Genomic DNA, 15644 nt, shown 5'->3' with positions numbered 1-15644 from the left:
TGCCTCGCCACTGAATTAAATAACGTAAAAATAGATCGCCATAAAGTGACACAGGCTGCCACCGAGTACAAAGCCATGCCAGATTGCATGATTATACGGAATGCGATTTGAGGCGTAGAAAATCACCCCCAGCGAATAGATAATCCCGCCCGCAGCCAATAGCCAGACGCCTCCTGCCGATAAGGTCATCGCCAGTTGATAAATCACTATCAGTGACAACCAGCCCATCAACATATAGGTGATCAGCGACATTGCCTTAAAGCGGTGCGCAAATATCAGTTTAAAAACCACCCCAATTAACGCCAGACTCCAGATCACCACCATCAGCCAGTGTGCCAGCGGCGATTTAAGCCCCACCAGCAGAAATGGCGTATAAGTGCCGGCAATCAACAGATAGATGGCACAGTGGTCAAGTTTTTTCAGCCAGTATTTTGCCCGTGGATGAGGAATTGCGTGGTAAAGCGTTGAGGCCAGAAACAGCAGAATCATACTGCCGCCATAAACGCTGTAGCTGGTGATCGCCAGCGCACTGGCGCGTGCATCAATGGCCTGGTCAAGCAGCAGCACTAATCCAATAATCCCCAGCAGACAGCCAACACCATGACTGATGCTGTTAGCGATCTCTTCGGCCAGTGAATATCCCTTGGCTAAAAGCGTGTTATTTGTCATAAAACCGGGCTCCCCCGCGTCAGAAACTCACAAACAGAGATAACGTTGCAGAAGTAGCCTAACTGAGAATAATTTCAGAGTACACCTGTAAGCTAAAATTAAACTGTGTAGCCATGTAACATCAGCGCAACAGGCTGCTGCCATCAGCGACCGCCGGCAGCATCAATATTACTGCCGGTAATATATGAAGCCTCTTCGCTCAGCAGCCAGACAATCGCGTTGGCGATCTCTTCCGCCTGCCCGCCGCGCTGCATTGGAATAGCCGGAGCCAGACGATCAACGCGACCGGCTTCGCCGCCATCAGCATGCATCTCAGTGTAGATGCAGCCAGGACGCACGCCGTTAACCCGCACGCCCAGCGCCGCCACTTCCAGCGACAACCCCCTTGTCAGGGTGTCCATTGCCCCTTTCGATGCGGCATAATCAACATATTCCCCCGGCGCGCCGGTCCGCGATGCGGCGGATGATACGTTCACTATCGCCCCACCGTTACCGCCGTGATGGTGCGCCATGCGCTTGATCGCCTCACGACAGCAGATAAAAGTGCCGGTGACATTGGTGCGGAATACCCGATTAATACGTTCGGCGGTCAGCTCTTCCAGCGTCGATTGCTGAAACAAAATACCGGCGTTATTCACCAGTGCAGTCAGAGTTCCAGGCTGGCTGTCGATATACTGAAACATCGCCACCACCTGCGCTTCATCGGCGATATCCGCCTGCACGCTAAATGCGCGACCGCCCGCCTGTTCAATCTGGCGCACCACCTCTGCGGCTGCATCTGCACGTTGATGATAGTTAACGGCAACACAATATCCCCGCGCCGCCAGCTGCAACGCCGTCGCGCGTCCGATCCCCCGGCTGGCACCGGTGACTAAGGCAATATTCATCGTTCCTCCCAAAAAAAAGGCCGGGTAATCCCGGCCGGTTTGATCTGTCAGCAATAATTACTGATATTCGCTCATCGGGACACATGAGCAGAACAGGTTACGGTCACCGAATACATCATCCAGACGCTTTACCGTCGGCCAGTATTTATTGTCGCTGCCTGCCGGGAATACCGCCAGTTCACGGCTGTAGGGATGTGTCCACTCGCCGACGATCTCCATCTGAGTATGGGGCGCGTTTACCAACGGATTATCTTCCGCAGGCCATTCACCTTCCGCCACACGATCAATTTCGATACGGATTGACAGCATCGCATCGATAAAGCGATCCAGTTCGATTTTACTTTCAGACTCCGTCGGCTCTACCATCAGCGTACCCGCGACCGGGAATGACATGGTTGGCGCATGGAAACCGTAGTCGATCAGGCGTTTGGCGATATCCAGCTCGCTGATGCCGGTCTGCTCTTTAAGCGGGCGAATGTCCAGAATACATTCGTGCGCCACGCGGCCATCGCGACCCGCATAAAGGATTGGATAGGCTGACTGCAAGCGGGTGGCGATATAGTTCGCATTCAGGATTGCCACCGAGCTGGCCTGTTTCAGCCCCTCAGCGCCCATCATGCGGATATACATCCAGCTGATTGGTAAAATCGATGCGCTGCCAAACGGTGCGGCAGACACCGCGCCTTGCTGGGTCAGCATATCATCAATCTGCACCACGCTATGACCCGGTACAAACGGAGCCAGATGTGCTTTTACGCCAATCGGCCCCATGCCCGGGCCACCGCCGCCGTGCGGAATACAGAAGGTTTTATGCAGGTTAAGGTGCGACACATCCGCGCCAATATAGCCGGGCGTCGTGATGCCTACCTGCGCATTCATGTTGGCACCGTCGAGATACACCTGGCCGCCAAACTGATGCACAATCTGGCACACTTCACGGATAGTCTCTTCGTAAACACCATGGGTCGACGGATAGGTCACCATAATGCAAGAGAGCGCTTCGCCCGCCTGCTCCGCCTTCTGGCGCAGATCGTGCAAATCGATGTTGCCCTGCTTATCACAAGCCACCACCACGACTGCCATCCCCGCCATCTGTGCCGAAGCCGGGTTAGTACCGTGTGCCGAGCTTGGGATCAGGCAGATATGGCGACCGGCTTCATTGCGGCTCTCATGGTAGCGACGAATCGCCAGCAAACCTGCGTACTCGCCCTGCGCCCCGGAATTTGGCTGCATACAGAGCGCGTCATAGCCGGTCAGCTGCACCAGCCACTGCGACAGCTGACCAATCATCTGCAAATAGCCGCTGGCCTGATCGGCCGGGCAGAATGGGTGCAGACCAGCAAACTCTGGCCAGGTAATCGGAATCATTTCCGCCGCGGCGTTCAGCTTCATGGTGCAGGATCCCAGAGGGATCATCGCCTGATTCAGCGCCAGATCTTTACGCTCCAGGCTGTGCATATAGCGCATCATCTCAGTTTCACTGTGATGACGATTAAATACCGGATGCGTCAGGATCGCCTCTTTACGCAGCAGATCGGCCGGAACTGACTGGCTGTTGTGCGCAACCTGCGCGTCAAGCGCCTCGATATCAATAGCATGATCTTCACCCAGCAGAATCGACAGCAGCGCCACCACATCTTCGCGGCTGGTGGTTTCATCCAGCGTGATACCGACGGCATTATGAATATCGGTACGCAGATTAGCGCCAAAACTCAGCGCGCGATCCAGCACTGCGGCTTTATCCGCAACCTCAACGGTAAGAGTATCAAACCAGCTGTGATGGCGCAGCGTCAGGCCGCCCTGCTTCAGGCCGGCAGCCAGAATATCGGTCAGACGATGGATACGCCCGGCAATGCGCTGCAATCCTACTGGCCCGTGGTACACCGCATACAGGCTGGCAATATTGGCCAGTAGTACCTGCGAAGTACAGATGTTGGAGTTGGCTTTCTCACGACGGATATGCTGTTCGCGCGTCTGCATTGCCATGCGCAGCGCGGTGTTACCCGCCGCATCACGTGATACGCCAATAATACGCCCGGGCATAGAACGCTTATGCTCATCACGCGCAGCGAAGAATGCCGCATGTGGCCCGCCGTAACCCATCGGTACGCCGAATCGTTGCGCCGAGCCGAAGACAATATCCGCCCCCTGCTTACCAGGCGCTTCCAGCAATACCAGCGACATAAACTCTGCGGCAACGCTGACAATCACTTTGCGATTTTTCAGTTCAGCAATCAGCTGGCGATAGTCATGCGCTTCGCCGGTAGTGCCGACCTGCTGCAACAGCACGCCAAACAGATCCTGATGATCGAGTGCTTTATCAGCCCGATCCACCAGCACTTCAAAACCAAAGGTTTCGGCACGGGTGCGCACCACATCCAGAGTTTGCGGATGAATATCTTCAGCCACAAAGAATTTATTGGCATTTTTCAGCTTACTGACGCGCTTCGCCATCGCCATCGCTTCTGCCGCCGCAGTGGCTTCATCCAGCAGCGATGCAGAGGCGATATCCAGCCCGGTCAGATCCAGCGTCAGCTGCTGGAAATTGAGCAATGCTTCCAGTCGGCCCTGCGAAACTTCTGGCTGATAAGGCGTATAAGCGGTGTACCAGCCCGGATTTTCCAGCATATTGCGCAGAATAACCGGCGGCGTTAACACCGGCGCATAACCCATGCCGATATAGGATTTATACAGCTGATTCTGACTGGCAATCGCTTTCAGCTCGGCCAGCGCCTGGTGCTCTGTCAACGCGTCGCCAATTGCCGGAGGGCTGGGTAACTGGATATCTGCCGGCACAATCGAGCCGATTAAATCGGTAAGAGAGCTGGCACCAACGGTCGCCAGCATCGCTTGCTGCTGCTGCTGCGAGGGGCCAATATGGCGTTCGATAAACGCGCCGGTGTGTTCAAGCTGGCTGAGAGTCTGAGTCATTAGCGGTAAATCCTGCATCGGGCATAGGGAAGTGTATTGCCCTCCACGGTCTGGCGGAGGAGGCAGCCTTCCCCCGTTCGCTGAGGGAAGGAGCAGTCTGAGTGTTACTCGTCGATAGAGGCCTTATAGGCAGCGGCGTCTAACATCGCGTCCAGCTCTGATTCATCACTGGCTTTGATTTTAAATAACCAACCTTCGCTGTACGGCGCGCTGTTAACCAGCTCGGGCGCAGCTTCCAGCTCACTGTTAACCGCGATGATTTCACCACTCAGCGGAGCATAGATATCAGAGGCGGCCTTTACCGACTCTGCCACGGCACAATCGTCGCCAGCAGCATAGCTGGCACCGACGTCAGGCAGGTCAACAAACACCATATCACCCAGCAATTCCTGTGCGTGCTCGGTAATGCCGACGGTGTAGCTGCCGTCCGCTTCCTTACGCACCCACTCATGGCTATCACGATACTTCAGTTCATCAGGCACATTGCTCATCGACATACTCTCCAGAAAAAAGAAACAGATTACTGAACGACCGGTTTGCCGGATCGAACAAAAACAGGTTTAGTGACTTTTACCGGCATTTCGCGATTGCGAATCTGCACAATCGCCTGCTCGCCAATGTCGGCAGGCACGCGCGCCAGCGCAATGCTGTAGCCTAAGGTGGGAGAAAACGATCCGCTGGTAATCACACCTTCATGATGGTTACCGCCGTCATCGGTAAAACGAACCGGTAATTCATTACGCAGTACGCCTTTCTCGGTCATGATCAGGCCAACCAGCTTGTCAGTGCCCTTCTTACGCTGAATTTCCAGCGCCTCGCGCCCAATGAAATCACGATCGGCAGGCTCCCAGCTCACCGTCCAGCCCATATTGGCAGCCAGCGGCGAAACACCTTCATCCATCTCCTGGCCGTACAGATTCATGCCGGCTTCAAGGCGCAGGGTATCGCGCGCGCCCAGCCCGGCAGGTTTCACTCCGGCGGCCAGCAGTTGCTGCCAGAAGCCCGCCGCTTGTTCTTTTGGTAGCGCAATTTCATAACCCGCTTCACCGGTATAACCGGTGGTGGCGATAAACAGTTCACCCGCCTGCACGCCGAAAAACGGTTTCATACCGGCAATCGCCTGGCGCTGCGCATCATCCAACAGAGTTTGTGCTTTTTGCTGGGCGTTTGGCCCCTGCACGGCGATCAACGCCAAATCGTCACGTTCTGTCAGCTGCACACCGTATGCGGCGGCGTGCTCGCCAATCCATGCCAGGTCTTTTTCACGCGTTGCCGAGTTCACCACCAGACGGAAGTAGTCCTCGGTCATAAAGTAAACAATCAGATCGTCAATCACGCCACCCGAGGCATTCAGCATCCCGCTGTACAGTGCTTTGCCTGCGGAAGTCAGCTTAGCGACATCGTTCGCCAGCAAATAACGCAAAAATTCGCGAGTCCGCGCACCATGCAGATCGACAATGGTCATATGTGAAACATCAAACATCCCGGCGTCATTGCGGACCGCATGATGCTCATCCATCTGTGAACCGTAGTGCAGCGGCATCATCCAGCCGTGAAAATCTACCATGCGGGCACCGCAAGCCTGATGCTGTTCGAACAAGGGAGTCTGCTGAGTCATATCTGTCCTGTGCATAAACTGTTGTTGTTAGAAATTGCAATAAATACCGGCAAAACGGCGCGACGCAAACGTTACCTTTTCCCTGAAGTTACCACCTAACGCGTGGATTAACCATAAGCTAAACGAGGGTGAATCCGCTGTGCACTATCACAATGCACGGATGATTCTGCAGAGTTTTTCACTAAAAAACTGCGCCATAAGGCACATAATTAACAACAAAACGATATCAAAGCAGACTAATGATAAAGATTCGAACGAACGGGGATAGAAAATGACTGAGGAGAAAAGCATTCTGCATTAGAAATAATAATGCGAAATGGGTCGTAGAATTAGAATTTTTCAAATGTGCCCCAACACAGGGCAATCGGACACGTGCAGCGGATCCGGGACGCCGACGCATAAAAAAAGGCGGCGAAAACGCCGCCCGTCAGGGATCGCGTGTTACTTCAGCCAGTCAGGCAAATCGTTCAGCCCCATCGCCTGTTTTAACAGTCGTGGCTTAACGCCTGGCAGAGTATCCGCCAGTTTGAGACCGACATCACGCAGCAGTTTCTTCGCCGGATTCTCACCCGCAAACAGCTCACGGAAGCCCTGCATGCCCGCCAGCATCACAGCAGCACTGTGCTTCCTGCTGCGCTCGTAACGGCGCAGATAAAGATGCTGGCCGATATCTTTGCCCTGCTGATGCAGGCGTTTAATCTCGCCAATCAGTTCCGCAGCGTCCATAAAGCCGAGGTTAACCCCCTGCCCGGCCAGCGGATGCACGGTATGCGCCGCATCGCCAACCAGCGCCAGACGGTGAGCGGCAAAACTCCGGGCATAGCGCCCCATCAACGGGAATGTCTCACGCTGGCTTTCGGCCTGGCACAGCCCCATCTGCATATCGAACGCGACTGAGAGCTGCTGATTAAACAGTTCAACCGGCATCGACTGTAATCGGCTGGCTTCCTGTGGCGGCACTGACCAGACAATTGAGCACAAATGCGGATCGCTGAGCGGTAAAAATGCCAGAATGCCGTCCCCATGAAACACCTGACGTGCTACCGCATCATGTGGCTGTTCAGTGCGAATATTCGCCACCAGCGCATGATGCTGATAATCCCAGAAGGTTAACGGGATATCAGCCTTGTTGCGCAGCCATGAATTCGCGCCATCTGCCGCCACCAGCAGGCGCGCACTCATCATATTGCCGTCCTGCAGGGTGACAAACGCCTCGTTATCGCCAAAGGACACCTGCTGCAACTGCGCAGGCGCAATCAGCGTGATATCACTCTGCTGGCTGGCTTTCTGCCACAACGCCTGATGAATCACTTGGTTTTCAATAATATGACCAAGATGCGACAGCCCTTGCTGCTCATCATCAAAGGCGATATGGCCAAAGCTGTCTCGATCCCACACCTGCATACCGTGATAAGGCGCGGCGCGCAGGGCAAGGATCGCTGACCAGACGTCAAGATGCTGCAACAGACGCTCGCTGGCGGCATTGATCGCGGATACCCGCAGACCCGCAGGCGCGTCGGCAGCCATCTCCTGCGGCGGCGATTTTTCCAGCACCGCAACCCGTAATCCGCTGCCCTGCAAGCCGCAAGCCACCGCCAGACCCACCATACCGCCGCCGGCGATTACTACGTCAAATGTTTGCATTAAAATCCTCTTATCAACGCTTTACCCAACCGAGCGTGCGCTCGGCCAGCATATTGCGCATCAGCGGTAAATTGTCCATGGCCATCAGGCCCAGATTGCGTCCAACGACCAACGGCGAAAAACGGTTAGCAAACAGCCGTACCAGGCCATCGGTAATGCCCACGGTGGCTTGTCTGTCCGGCTGACGACGCTGTTGATAGTGTTGCAGCACGGCAAAACTGCCGGGATCCTGCTGCTGGCGATGCGCCCCCGCCAGGGTTTCTGCCAGCGACATCACATCGCGCAGGCCAAGGTTAAATCCCTGACCGGCAATCGGATGCAGAGTTTGTGCCGCGTTCCCGACTACTGCCAGACGATGGCTGCTGACCTGCGAAGCGGTTTGCAGCGCCAGCGGATAACTCAGCCGCTGACCAACATGGGTAAATTTTCCCAGCCGCCAGCCAAACGCCTGCTGCAACTGCTGCAAAAACTGTTCATCGCTCCAGCTATCCACCTGCGCCTGCTGCGCCAGAGGATGACACCAGACTAATGAGCAGCGCCCCTGCGACATCGGTAGCAGCGCCAGTGGCCCGTGTTGGGTAAAGCGCTCGAAGGCACGGCCATGATGCGCCAGCTGGGTAGAGACATTAGCAATCACCGCGACCTGCTGATAATCCTCAGTTTGCCACTGAATGCCACAGGAAGCCGCCAGCTTCGAACGCGCGCCGTCGGCGGCGACCAGCAGCTGGCCGTCCAGCTGTTCGCCACTGTCCAGCGTTACCGTCACCTGCTGCTGACTGCGGGTCACGGTAGTGACTGCGGCCGGACAGCGTAGCGTCACGCCTGGCGCCTGTTTCAGCATGGCAAACAGCCGCTGGCCAACATCATGCAGCTCGACCACCTGGCCGAGCGCCGAAACCTGATAGTCTTGCGCATCCAGCGAGACAAAACCGGCATGACCACGGTCGCTGACGTGCACATGGGTAATCGGCGTAGCGCAATCCTGCAACGATGGCCAGATATTGATTGCCGCCAGTTGCTGACAGGTGCCTGCCGCCAGCGCAATCGCCCGTCCATCAAAGCCCGGATGATCGCGTTCTCCCGGGGCGCTGGCTTCAACCAACGTCACCGGTAAACTGCCTTGAGAAAGATGTGAAATCGCCAGTGCCAGAGTGGCACCGGTCATTCCACCGCCTGCGATGATAATGCTCATAACGCTTTTGCTGCCGCCATTAACGCTTCAATTTCATCGGCATCTTTCACCACGCTGTCAGTAAGATTTTCATTACCGTCAGCGGTGATTACAATGTCATCTTCGATACGAATGCCGATACCGCGATACTCTGCCGGTACATCGGCATCCGGTGCAATGTACAATCCGGGTTCGACAGTCAGTACCATGCCCGGCTCCAGCGTGCGGCCACGGTCGACAGTGCCGTAATGGCCTACATCATGGACATCCAGCCCCAGCCAGTGACTCAGGCCGTGCATGAAGAACTGACGGTGCGCCATATCAGCAATCAGCTGATCGACATCACCCTGCATCACGCCCAGCTTAACCAGCCCGCTGACCATAATGCGCACCACTTCGTTATTGACCTCACGAATGCTGATGCCGGGACCAAACAGTTCCAGTGAACGGTTAAGTGACGCCAGAACGATATCGTAAATTGCACGCTGCGGTGCGCTGAACTTGCCGTTAACCGGGAAAGTCCGGGTGATATCACCGGCATAACCGTGGAATTCACAACCGGCGTCAATCAGCACCAGCTCGCCGTCGCGCAGCGGTGATTCATTTTCGGTATAGTGCAGAATACAGCCGTTTTCACCCCCGCCCACAATGGTGTTATAGGCCGGGAAGCGCGCGCCGTGACGGCTGAACTCGTGATGAATTTCGCCTTCCAGCTGATATTCATACATGCCAGGGCGGCATTTTTCCATCGCGCGGGTATGAGCCAGCGCGCTGATTTTCCCCGCCTGACGCAGGATCTCAAGCTCTTCCGGTGCCTTAAACAGGCGCATCTCATGCACCCACGGGCGCCAGTCAACCAGAGTGCCGGGAGCCTGCAAGTTCTGCCGAAAACCGCGACGCAGTTTTTCCAGCGCGCCGAACAGAATGGTATCTGCTTGCGCATATTCGCCCTGAGCGTGATAAACCACATCCAGCCCGTTCAGTAACAGATGCAGCTGTTCGCCGATATCGTCATACGGCAATGCACGGTCTACGCCCAGTTTTTCCGGCGCAGCCTCCTGACCAAGACGGCGGCCAAACCAGATCTCAGCATTCTTATCACGCACGCGATTGAAAAGGACGCTGTGATTGTGCGACTCATCACTTTTAATCAGTATCAACACCGCTTCCGGCTCGTTAAAACCGGTGAAGTACCAGAAATCACTGTTCTGACGATACGGATATTCGCTGTCTGCACTGCGGGTAGCTTCGGGTGCAGCAAAAATAACGGCCGCGCTGGCCGGAGCCATTTTGGCTAACAGTGTCTGGCGGCGCTGCAAAAACGCTGAAAGATTAACCACGTTACGGCTCCCTGTTAATTCATTGGCACGGGCGGCGAGAATGCCGCACCAGAAAATAGTTTAGTGTAAAGTCGGTTTCTTGATTTCCACCGCGGCAGGAGCCGGGCGAGTGAAAGTATCATGGCAAAGTAACGCCGCGACACGGACATATTCAATAATCTCTTCCAGAGATTGCTCCAGCTCTTCCTGATCTTCGTCTTCGTCATAACCGAGCTGGGCAATGGTGCGCAGATCGTCAATCGCTTCACCGGTTTCGCCTTTGACCTTATCCAGTTTTGGCTGCGTTACGCCCAGGCCCAGCAGGAAATGGTTAACCCAGCCCGCCAGTGCGTCAGCGCGGTCAAATACCGTGATGTCGTCCTCTTCCGGCAGCCACAGCTGGAACATAAAGCCTTCATCTTCCAGCGTGTCCGAGACGCTCTGATGCAACTGTTGCAGCGGTTGCGCCAGCGCCTGCGAGAACGCCATCCCTTCGTTGGTCAGATCGTGAACCAGCGTTTGCCAGCTGCGATCCTGAGTACCACCGCAGATGATTCCGCTGATTAAACCGTGCATTTCTGCAGGAGTCATACCGACTCCCTGCTGCGTAAGCGCTGAGGCCAGCGTGTTGTAAGCCGGCATTGTGTTCTGTATAGACATACGTATTCATCATCGTTGGCAGGATTAGTTCGTGTTATGCTACCACCAGGTGCCTCGACGATTCCAGAAAGGGCTTGTTTCTTCTCTTTGGGGTATATATAGTGGCGCCCCTCCCAAGCCATTGAGTGGCAAGGGCGATATTGCGGGCGCAGTAATCAGTCAGGAAGGTGGCATGTCTGCACAACCGGTAGATATTCAAATTTTTGGCCGTTCATTACGAGTGAATTGTCCGCCTGAACAGCAAGATGCGCTGAACATGGCTGCGGAAGACCTCAATCAACGGTTGCAAGATTTAAAAGTTCGCACTAGAGTCACTAATACCGAGCAACTGGTATTTATTGCTGCGTTGAACATTTGCCATGAACTGGCGCAGGAAAAAGTCAAAACACGCGACTATGCTGCCAATATGGAACAACGCATTCGGATGCTGCAACAGACCATTGAGCAGGCATTACTTGAACAAGGTCGCATATCCGATCGCCAGGGTGCAAAGTTCGAATAACACTTCATGGTTTGCTGTGATACAGTGACGGTGAAGTAAAATTTTCTCTGAGATGTTTGCAAGCGGGCCAGTCCCCTGAGCCGATATTTCATACCAAACAGAGTGTGGCGCTCTGTAACCTGTGAGCATGCTCGGTCCGTCCGAGAAGCCTGATGGTTGCGACGGCACATTCACCTTGAACCAAGGGTTCAAGGGTTACAGCCTGCTGCGGCATCTCGGAGATTCCCCTTCCCTTTAACGGCCAGACCGTTTCAGCCTTCGGGCGCTATATTCCAACGAGTTCCCTATGACATCCATCTCCTTATTAGATCGTCAGGCTATTCGTAAGAAAATTCGCCATATGCGTCAGTCACTTAGTGATGAGCAACAGCAACGCGCTGCCGAACAGGTTGCGGAGCATGCGCTTAATTTTGTCCCCATTCAGCAAGCACAGAACATCGCCCTGTTTCTTTCAGTGGACGGTGAACTGAACACCCGCCCGTTAATTGCAAAACTATGGCAGCAGAAAAAGCAGGTTTATCTGCCGGTACTGCATCCGTTTTGCCGCGGGCAGTTGCTGTTTGTGCGCTACGACGCCAATACCCAGCTGCAAACTAACCGACTGCGCATTCCCGAGCCACCGCTGACGCCAGGCACTCTGCTGCCGCTCAGCGAGCTGGAGGTCGTGCTGATGCCGTTAGTGGCCTTTGACCATCATGGGAATCGGCTGGGCATGGGCGGTGGCTTCTATGACCGCACCTTGCAGAACTGGCGACAACAGCGCTTTGTCCCCATAGGCCTGGCGCATGACTGTCAGCAGGTAGATGATTTACCGGTGGCGGAGTGGGATGTGCCGTTATCAGCGATGATTACGCCGTCAAAACTGTGGCAGTGGTAAGTCGGGAGCCGAAACGACCCCGCGACTTTCATTGCAGGGCGGCGTTTTAGCCGCCCAAATACTCAGTACAGCAAACGTGCGCGGATGGTTCCAGGAATCGCTTTCATCAGCTGCAGCGCTTTGTGCGCCACATCTTCTTCAGCATCAATATCAATCACCACATAGCCCATCAGCGGCGTTGTTTGCAGATACTGTGCAGCAATGTTGATACCCTGCTCAGCGAAAATCTGGTTAATCGCAGTCAGTACGCCCGGACGGTTTTCATGGATATGCAACAGACGACTCACGGCAGCGCCGTGCATCGGCAGTGACACTTCCGGGAAATTAACCGCCGACAGGGTAGAACCATTATCGGAATATTTCGCCAGTTTGCCCGCAACCTCAATGCCGATATTTTCCTGAGCTTCCTGAGTAGAACCGCCAATGTGTGGCGTCAGAATCACATTATCAAACTCGCACAGCGGTGAAGTAAACGGATCGCTGTTGGTTGCCGGCTCGACCGGGAACACGTCAATGGCCGCACCTGCCAGATGTTTGCTCGCCAGTACCTCGCACAGCGCCGGGATATCCACAACGGTTCCGCGCGAGGCGTTAATCAGCAGTGCGCCAGGCTTCATCAGTGCCAGCTGTTCCGCACCCATCATATTTTGCGTAGAAAGGGTTTCCGGCACGTGCAGGCTGACCACGTCGCTCATATTCAGCAGATCGGACAGATGACGTACCTGAGTGGCATTACCCAGCGGCAGTTTGTTCTCGATATCATAGAAGAACACATGCATGCCGAGGCTTTCCGCCAGTACACCGAGCTGCATACCGATATGGCCATAACCGATAATACCCAGTTTTTTGCCACGCGCTTCGAAAGAACCGACCGCCAGTTTGTTCCAGATACCGCGATGAGCTTTGGCGTTTGCTTCCGGAATTCCGCGCAGCAGCAGCAACAGCTCACCAATCACCAACTCAGCAACGGATCGGGTATTGGAGAAAGGGGCGTTAAATACCGGAATCCCGCGTTGTGCGGCGGCGTTCAGATCAACCTGGTTGGTGCCGATACAGAAGCAACCTACCGCGACCAGTTTTTCTGCCGCGGCAAAAATCTCTTCGCTGAGTTGAGTACGCGAGCGGATGCCAACGAAGTGCGCATCACGGATGGATTCCTTCAGAGACTCGCTGTCCAGCGCGCCTTTATGAAATTCGATGTTGGTATAGCCTGACGCACGCAGATTTTCCAGCGCGCTCTGGTGAACACCTTCCACCAGCAGGAACTTAATCTTGTCTTTCTCCAGTGATACCTTTGCCATTTCCCGACCTTATTTTGCAGACTTCAGAAGTAACCGCTATACCCTTCACCCCGCCGGGTGATCGCGGATATAAGCCAGCCTTCTGTCAAAATATCAAAAAATACGCTGGCAGCAATACAAACGATTGCCTGGCCACCAGCACGGCGGCATCGTTGGGCAGAACAATGCGACAGATTATAGCGGTTCACACCGCCAACTTAGTAGGATGGCTCGGCAGGCCAGGTTTATGTGACATAAGTCACTAAATTTAACCTGTTGAAGAAAAGATGTTTTTTTATCAGAAATAACTGCTGGCGTCTTCACGCCAGACAGATCATCTTTCAATGGTTTTGACGCCAGAAGCGGTACCTATCAGCGCCACATCGGCACCACGGCTGGCAAACAGCCCTACCGTCACCACGCCAGGCAGTGCGTTAATCGCGTTTTCCAGCGCAATTGGCTCAAGAATTTGCAGATTATGCACGTCGAGAATAATGTTGCCGTTGTCGGTCAGTACATTCTGACGGTACTCGGGTAAGCCACCGAGCTTGACCAGCTGGCGTGCAACATAAGCGCGCGCCATCGGGATGACTTCAACCGGCAGCGGAAATCTACCCAGCACATCGACCTGCTTTGACTCATCAGCAATACAGATAAATTTATCTGCCACCGCCGCAATGATTTTCTCACGGGTCAGCGCTGCGCCACCGCCTTTAATCATTTGCATCTGGCGGTTGATTTCGTCGGCGCCGTCGACATAGACAGAAAGTCCGTCGACCTCATTGAGATCAAACACCGGTATGCCTAAACTTTTCAATCTGGCAGTGGATGCGTCCGAGCTGGATACCGCACCGTCGATTTGATGTTTGATTGAGCCCAGCGCATCAATAAAGTGCGCGGCGGTTGATCCGGTGCCAACGCCGACAATGGTGCCGGGCTTGACGTATTCCAACGCGGCCCAACCTACTGCTTTTTTCAGTTCATCCTGTGTCATGGTATGTTTAAAACCTGTGGCAACTGTGTGGCCCTAGTATAAAGCAAGCACCGCGCAAAATGTCCTGTTCAATCGTCTTTGATGTGCAGGAGTGGAAGCCAGCCCACAAAGTGATTGATAAGTAAGGTCAGGGCAAATACCTGATTTTGTGGCATAGTGCAGATATCAGCCTTAAAGGATAAGACTACAACAATGAAACGCCCGGATTATCGAACGCTTCAGGCTCTGGATGCTGTGATTCGCGAGCGCGGCTTTGAACGCGCTGCGCAGAAGCTTTGTATAACGCAATCAGCAGTATCACAGCGAATAAAACAGCTGGAGAATATGTTCGGTCAGCCGCTGCTGGTGCGCACCGTCCCCCCTCGCCCGACCGAGCAGGGGCAGAAGTTGCTGGCGCTGTTGCATCAGGTTGAGCTGCTGGAAGAGGAGTGGCTGGGCGATGAAAACGGCGGCACAACCCCTTTGCTGCTTTCACTGGCGGTCAACGCCGACAGTCTGGCAACCTGGCTGTTACCGGCATTGAAAAACGTGCTGACCGACTCGCCGGTGCGCCTGAACCTGCAAGTGGAAGATGAAACCCGCACGCAAGAGCGCCTGCGCCGTGGTGAAGTGGTGGGTGCGGTAAGTATTCAGCCGCAGCCACTGCCGAGCTGCCTGGTCGATCAACTGGGCGCGCTGGACTATCTGTTTGTTGGGTCAAAAGAGTTTGCCGCACGCTACTTCCCGAATGGTGTAACGCGCTCAGCGCTGCTGAAAGCGCCAGCGGTGGCCTTTGATCATCTCGACGATATGCATCAGGCGTTTTTACAACAGAACTTTGATTTGTCGCCGGGCAGCGTGCCCTGCCATATCGTTAACTCGTCGGAAGCCTTTGTCCAGCTGGCGCGTCAGGGATCAACCTGCTGTATGATTCCTCATTTGCAGATCGAGAAAGAGCTGGCGAGTGGTGAGCTGATCGATCTGACGCCGGGCTTGCTGCAACGCCGCATGCTGTACTGGCACCGCTTCGCGCCGGAGAGTCGTCTGATGAGAAAAGTAACCGATGCGCTGCTGGCGCATGGCCACCGGGTATTGCGTCAGGATACTGAATAG

Annotated in this window: 14 protein-coding genes and 1 other RNA gene; 4 read left to right on the top strand and 11 right to left on the bottom strand. The window is 54.7% G+C overall.

What is annotated here, in order from left to right:
• Positions 1-15: 15 nt before the first annotated feature.
• From trhA to ACP3TC_RS03345, 9 genes are all read right to left on the bottom strand, one after another.
• Positions 16-669 carry a PAQR family membrane homeostasis protein TrhA gene (gene trhA, locus ACP3TC_RS03385; RefSeq protein WP_426817525.1) on the bottom strand — a complete coding sequence of 218 codons (654 nt, stop codon included), beginning with the start codon at positions 667-669 and terminating at the stop codon, positions 16-18.
• A gap of 143 nt (positions 670-812) precedes the next feature.
• Positions 813-1556: an SDR family oxidoreductase gene (locus ACP3TC_RS03380; protein ID WP_426817524.1), complete on the bottom strand. Its 744-nt coding sequence runs from the start codon at positions 1554-1556 to the stop codon at positions 813-815.
• A gap of 57 nt (positions 1557-1613) precedes the next feature.
• Positions 1614-4487 (bottom strand): aminomethyl-transferring glycine dehydrogenase, encoded by a 2874-nt coding sequence (gene gcvP / locus ACP3TC_RS03375; RefSeq protein WP_426817523.1) that lies wholly within the window; start codon positions 4485-4487, stop codon positions 1614-1616.
• Between the two features lie 104 nt (positions 4488-4591).
• Entirely contained in the window at positions 4592-4978 is a 387-nt protein-coding gene (gene gcvH, locus ACP3TC_RS03370) for a glycine cleavage system protein GcvH (RefSeq protein ID WP_313853568.1), read from the bottom strand.
• A 29-nt stretch (positions 4979-5007) separates the two neighbouring features.
• Positions 5008-6105 (bottom strand): glycine cleavage system aminomethyltransferase GcvT, encoded by a 1098-nt coding sequence (gcvT, locus tag ACP3TC_RS03365; protein ID WP_426817522.1) that lies wholly within the window; start codon positions 6103-6105, stop codon positions 5008-5010.
• Between the two features lie 441 nt (positions 6106-6546).
• Entirely contained in the window at positions 6547-7749 is a 1203-nt protein-coding gene (gene ubiI / locus ACP3TC_RS03360; RefSeq protein ID WP_426817521.1) for an FAD-dependent 2-octaprenylphenol hydroxylase, read from the bottom strand.
• A 13-nt stretch (positions 7750-7762) separates the two neighbouring features.
• The gene (gene ubiH / locus ACP3TC_RS03355; RefSeq protein ID WP_426817520.1) at positions 7763-8941 is read right to left on the bottom strand and encodes a 2-octaprenyl-6-methoxyphenyl hydroxylase; all 1179 of its coding nucleotides are present in this window, start codon (positions 8939-8941) and stop codon (positions 7763-7765) included.
• Positions 8938-10260, bottom strand: a complete 1323-nt coding sequence (gene pepP, locus ACP3TC_RS03350; RefSeq protein WP_426817519.1) for a Xaa-Pro aminopeptidase — start codon at positions 10258-10260, stop codon at positions 8938-8940. The genes ubiH and pepP overlap by 4 nt, the downstream gene beginning before the upstream one ends.
• A gap of 60 nt (positions 10261-10320) precedes the next feature.
• Positions 10321-10899 (bottom strand): YecA family protein, encoded by a 579-nt coding sequence (locus tag ACP3TC_RS03345; RefSeq protein WP_313853577.1) that lies wholly within the window; start codon positions 10897-10899, stop codon positions 10321-10323.
• Positions 10900-11071: 172 nt separating this feature from the next.
• On the opposite strand from ACP3TC_RS03345, the gene zapA reads away from it, so the two are divergent.
• The 3 genes from zapA (at position 11072) to ACP3TC_RS03330 (ending at position 12278) form a co-directional block, all read left to right on the top strand.
• Complete coding sequence (gene zapA, locus ACP3TC_RS03340; RefSeq protein ID WP_017803516.1) at positions 11072-11401, top strand: cell division protein ZapA; 330 nt, start codon at positions 11072-11074, stop codon at positions 11399-11401.
• A 41-nt stretch (positions 11402-11442) separates the two neighbouring features.
• Positions 11443-11627, top strand: a non-coding RNA gene (ssrS, locus tag ACP3TC_RS03335) — 6S RNA.
• Positions 11628-11687: 60 nt separating this feature from the next.
• The gene (locus tag ACP3TC_RS03330) at positions 11688-12278 is read left to right on the top strand and encodes a 5-formyltetrahydrofolate cyclo-ligase (RefSeq protein WP_313853579.1); all 591 of its coding nucleotides are present in this window, start codon (positions 11688-11690) and stop codon (positions 12276-12278) included.
• A gap of 62 nt (positions 12279-12340) precedes the next feature.
• On the opposite strand, the gene serA is transcribed toward ACP3TC_RS03330, so the two are convergent.
• Entirely contained in the window at positions 12341-13579 is a 1239-nt protein-coding gene (serA, locus tag ACP3TC_RS03325) for a phosphoglycerate dehydrogenase (RefSeq protein WP_313853581.1), read from the bottom strand.
• A 313-nt stretch (positions 13580-13892) separates the two neighbouring features.
• A complete protein-coding gene (gene rpiA / locus ACP3TC_RS03320) occupies positions 13893-14552 on the bottom strand; it encodes a ribose-5-phosphate isomerase RpiA (protein WP_313853583.1) in 660 nt (219 codons plus the stop codon).
• A 192-nt stretch (positions 14553-14744) separates the two neighbouring features.
• Here rpiA and ACP3TC_RS03315 point away from each other — a divergent pair, with 192 nt between their 5' ends.
• Positions 14745-15644, top strand: coding sequence for a LysR family transcriptional regulator ArgP (locus tag ACP3TC_RS03315; protein ID WP_313853584.1), 900 nt, complete (start codon positions 14745-14747; stop codon positions 15642-15644).

Source organism: Winslowiella sp. 2C04 (assembly GCF_050037805.1).
Classification (GTDB): Bacteria; Pseudomonadota; Gammaproteobacteria; order Enterobacterales; family Enterobacteriaceae; genus Erwinia; species Erwinia toletana_A.
Note: the sequence above shows the minus strand (reverse complement) of the source record. Positions and strands in the feature narration are given on the sequence as shown.

What these genes read in the sequence shown, in the direction of transcription:
- gcvT (WP_426817522.1), bottom strand. Translation starts at nt 6,105, where the DNA reads ATGACTCAGCAGACTCCCTTGTTCGAACAGCATCAGGCTTGCGGTGCC.
- ACP3TC_RS03330 (WP_313853579.1), top strand. Translation starts at nt 11,688, where the DNA reads ATGACATCCATCTCCTTATTAGATCGTCAGGCTATTCGTAAGAAAATT.
- gcvH (WP_313853568.1), bottom strand. Translation starts at nt 4,978, where the DNA reads ATGAGCAATGTGCCTGATGAACTGAAGTATCGTGATAGCCATGAGTGG.
- serA (WP_313853581.1), bottom strand. Translation starts at nt 13,579, where the DNA reads ATGGCAAAGGTATCACTGGAGAAAGACAAGATTAAGTTCCTGCTGGTG.
- ubiI (WP_426817521.1), bottom strand. Translation starts at nt 7,749, where the DNA reads ATGCAAACATTTGACGTAGTAATCGCCGGCGGCGGTATGGTGGGTCTG.
- gcvP (WP_426817523.1), bottom strand. Translation starts at nt 4,487, where the DNA reads ATGACTCAGACTCTCAGCCAGCTTGAACACACCGGCGCGTTTATCGAA.
- ACP3TC_RS03380 (WP_426817524.1), bottom strand. Translation starts at nt 1,556, where the DNA reads ATGAATATTGCCTTAGTCACCGGTGCCAGCCGGGGGATCGGACGCGCG.
- ubiH (WP_426817520.1), bottom strand. Translation starts at nt 8,941, where the DNA reads ATGAGCATTATCATCGCAGGCGGTGGAATGACCGGTGCCACTCTGGCA.
- rpiA (WP_313853583.1), bottom strand. Translation starts at nt 14,552, where the DNA reads ATGACACAGGATGAACTGAAAAAAGCAGTAGGTTGGGCCGCGTTGGAA.
- ACP3TC_RS03345 (WP_313853577.1), bottom strand. Translation starts at nt 10,899, where the DNA reads ATGTCTATACAGAACACAATGCCGGCTTACAACACGCTGGCCTCAGCG.
- zapA (WP_017803516.1), top strand. Translation starts at nt 11,072, where the DNA reads ATGTCTGCACAACCGGTAGATATTCAAATTTTTGGCCGTTCATTACGA.
- trhA (WP_426817525.1), bottom strand. Translation starts at nt 669, where the DNA reads ATGACAAATAACACGCTTTTAGCCAAGGGATATTCACTGGCCGAAGAG.
- ACP3TC_RS03315 (WP_313853584.1), top strand. Translation starts at nt 14,745, where the DNA reads ATGAAACGCCCGGATTATCGAACGCTTCAGGCTCTGGATGCTGTGATT.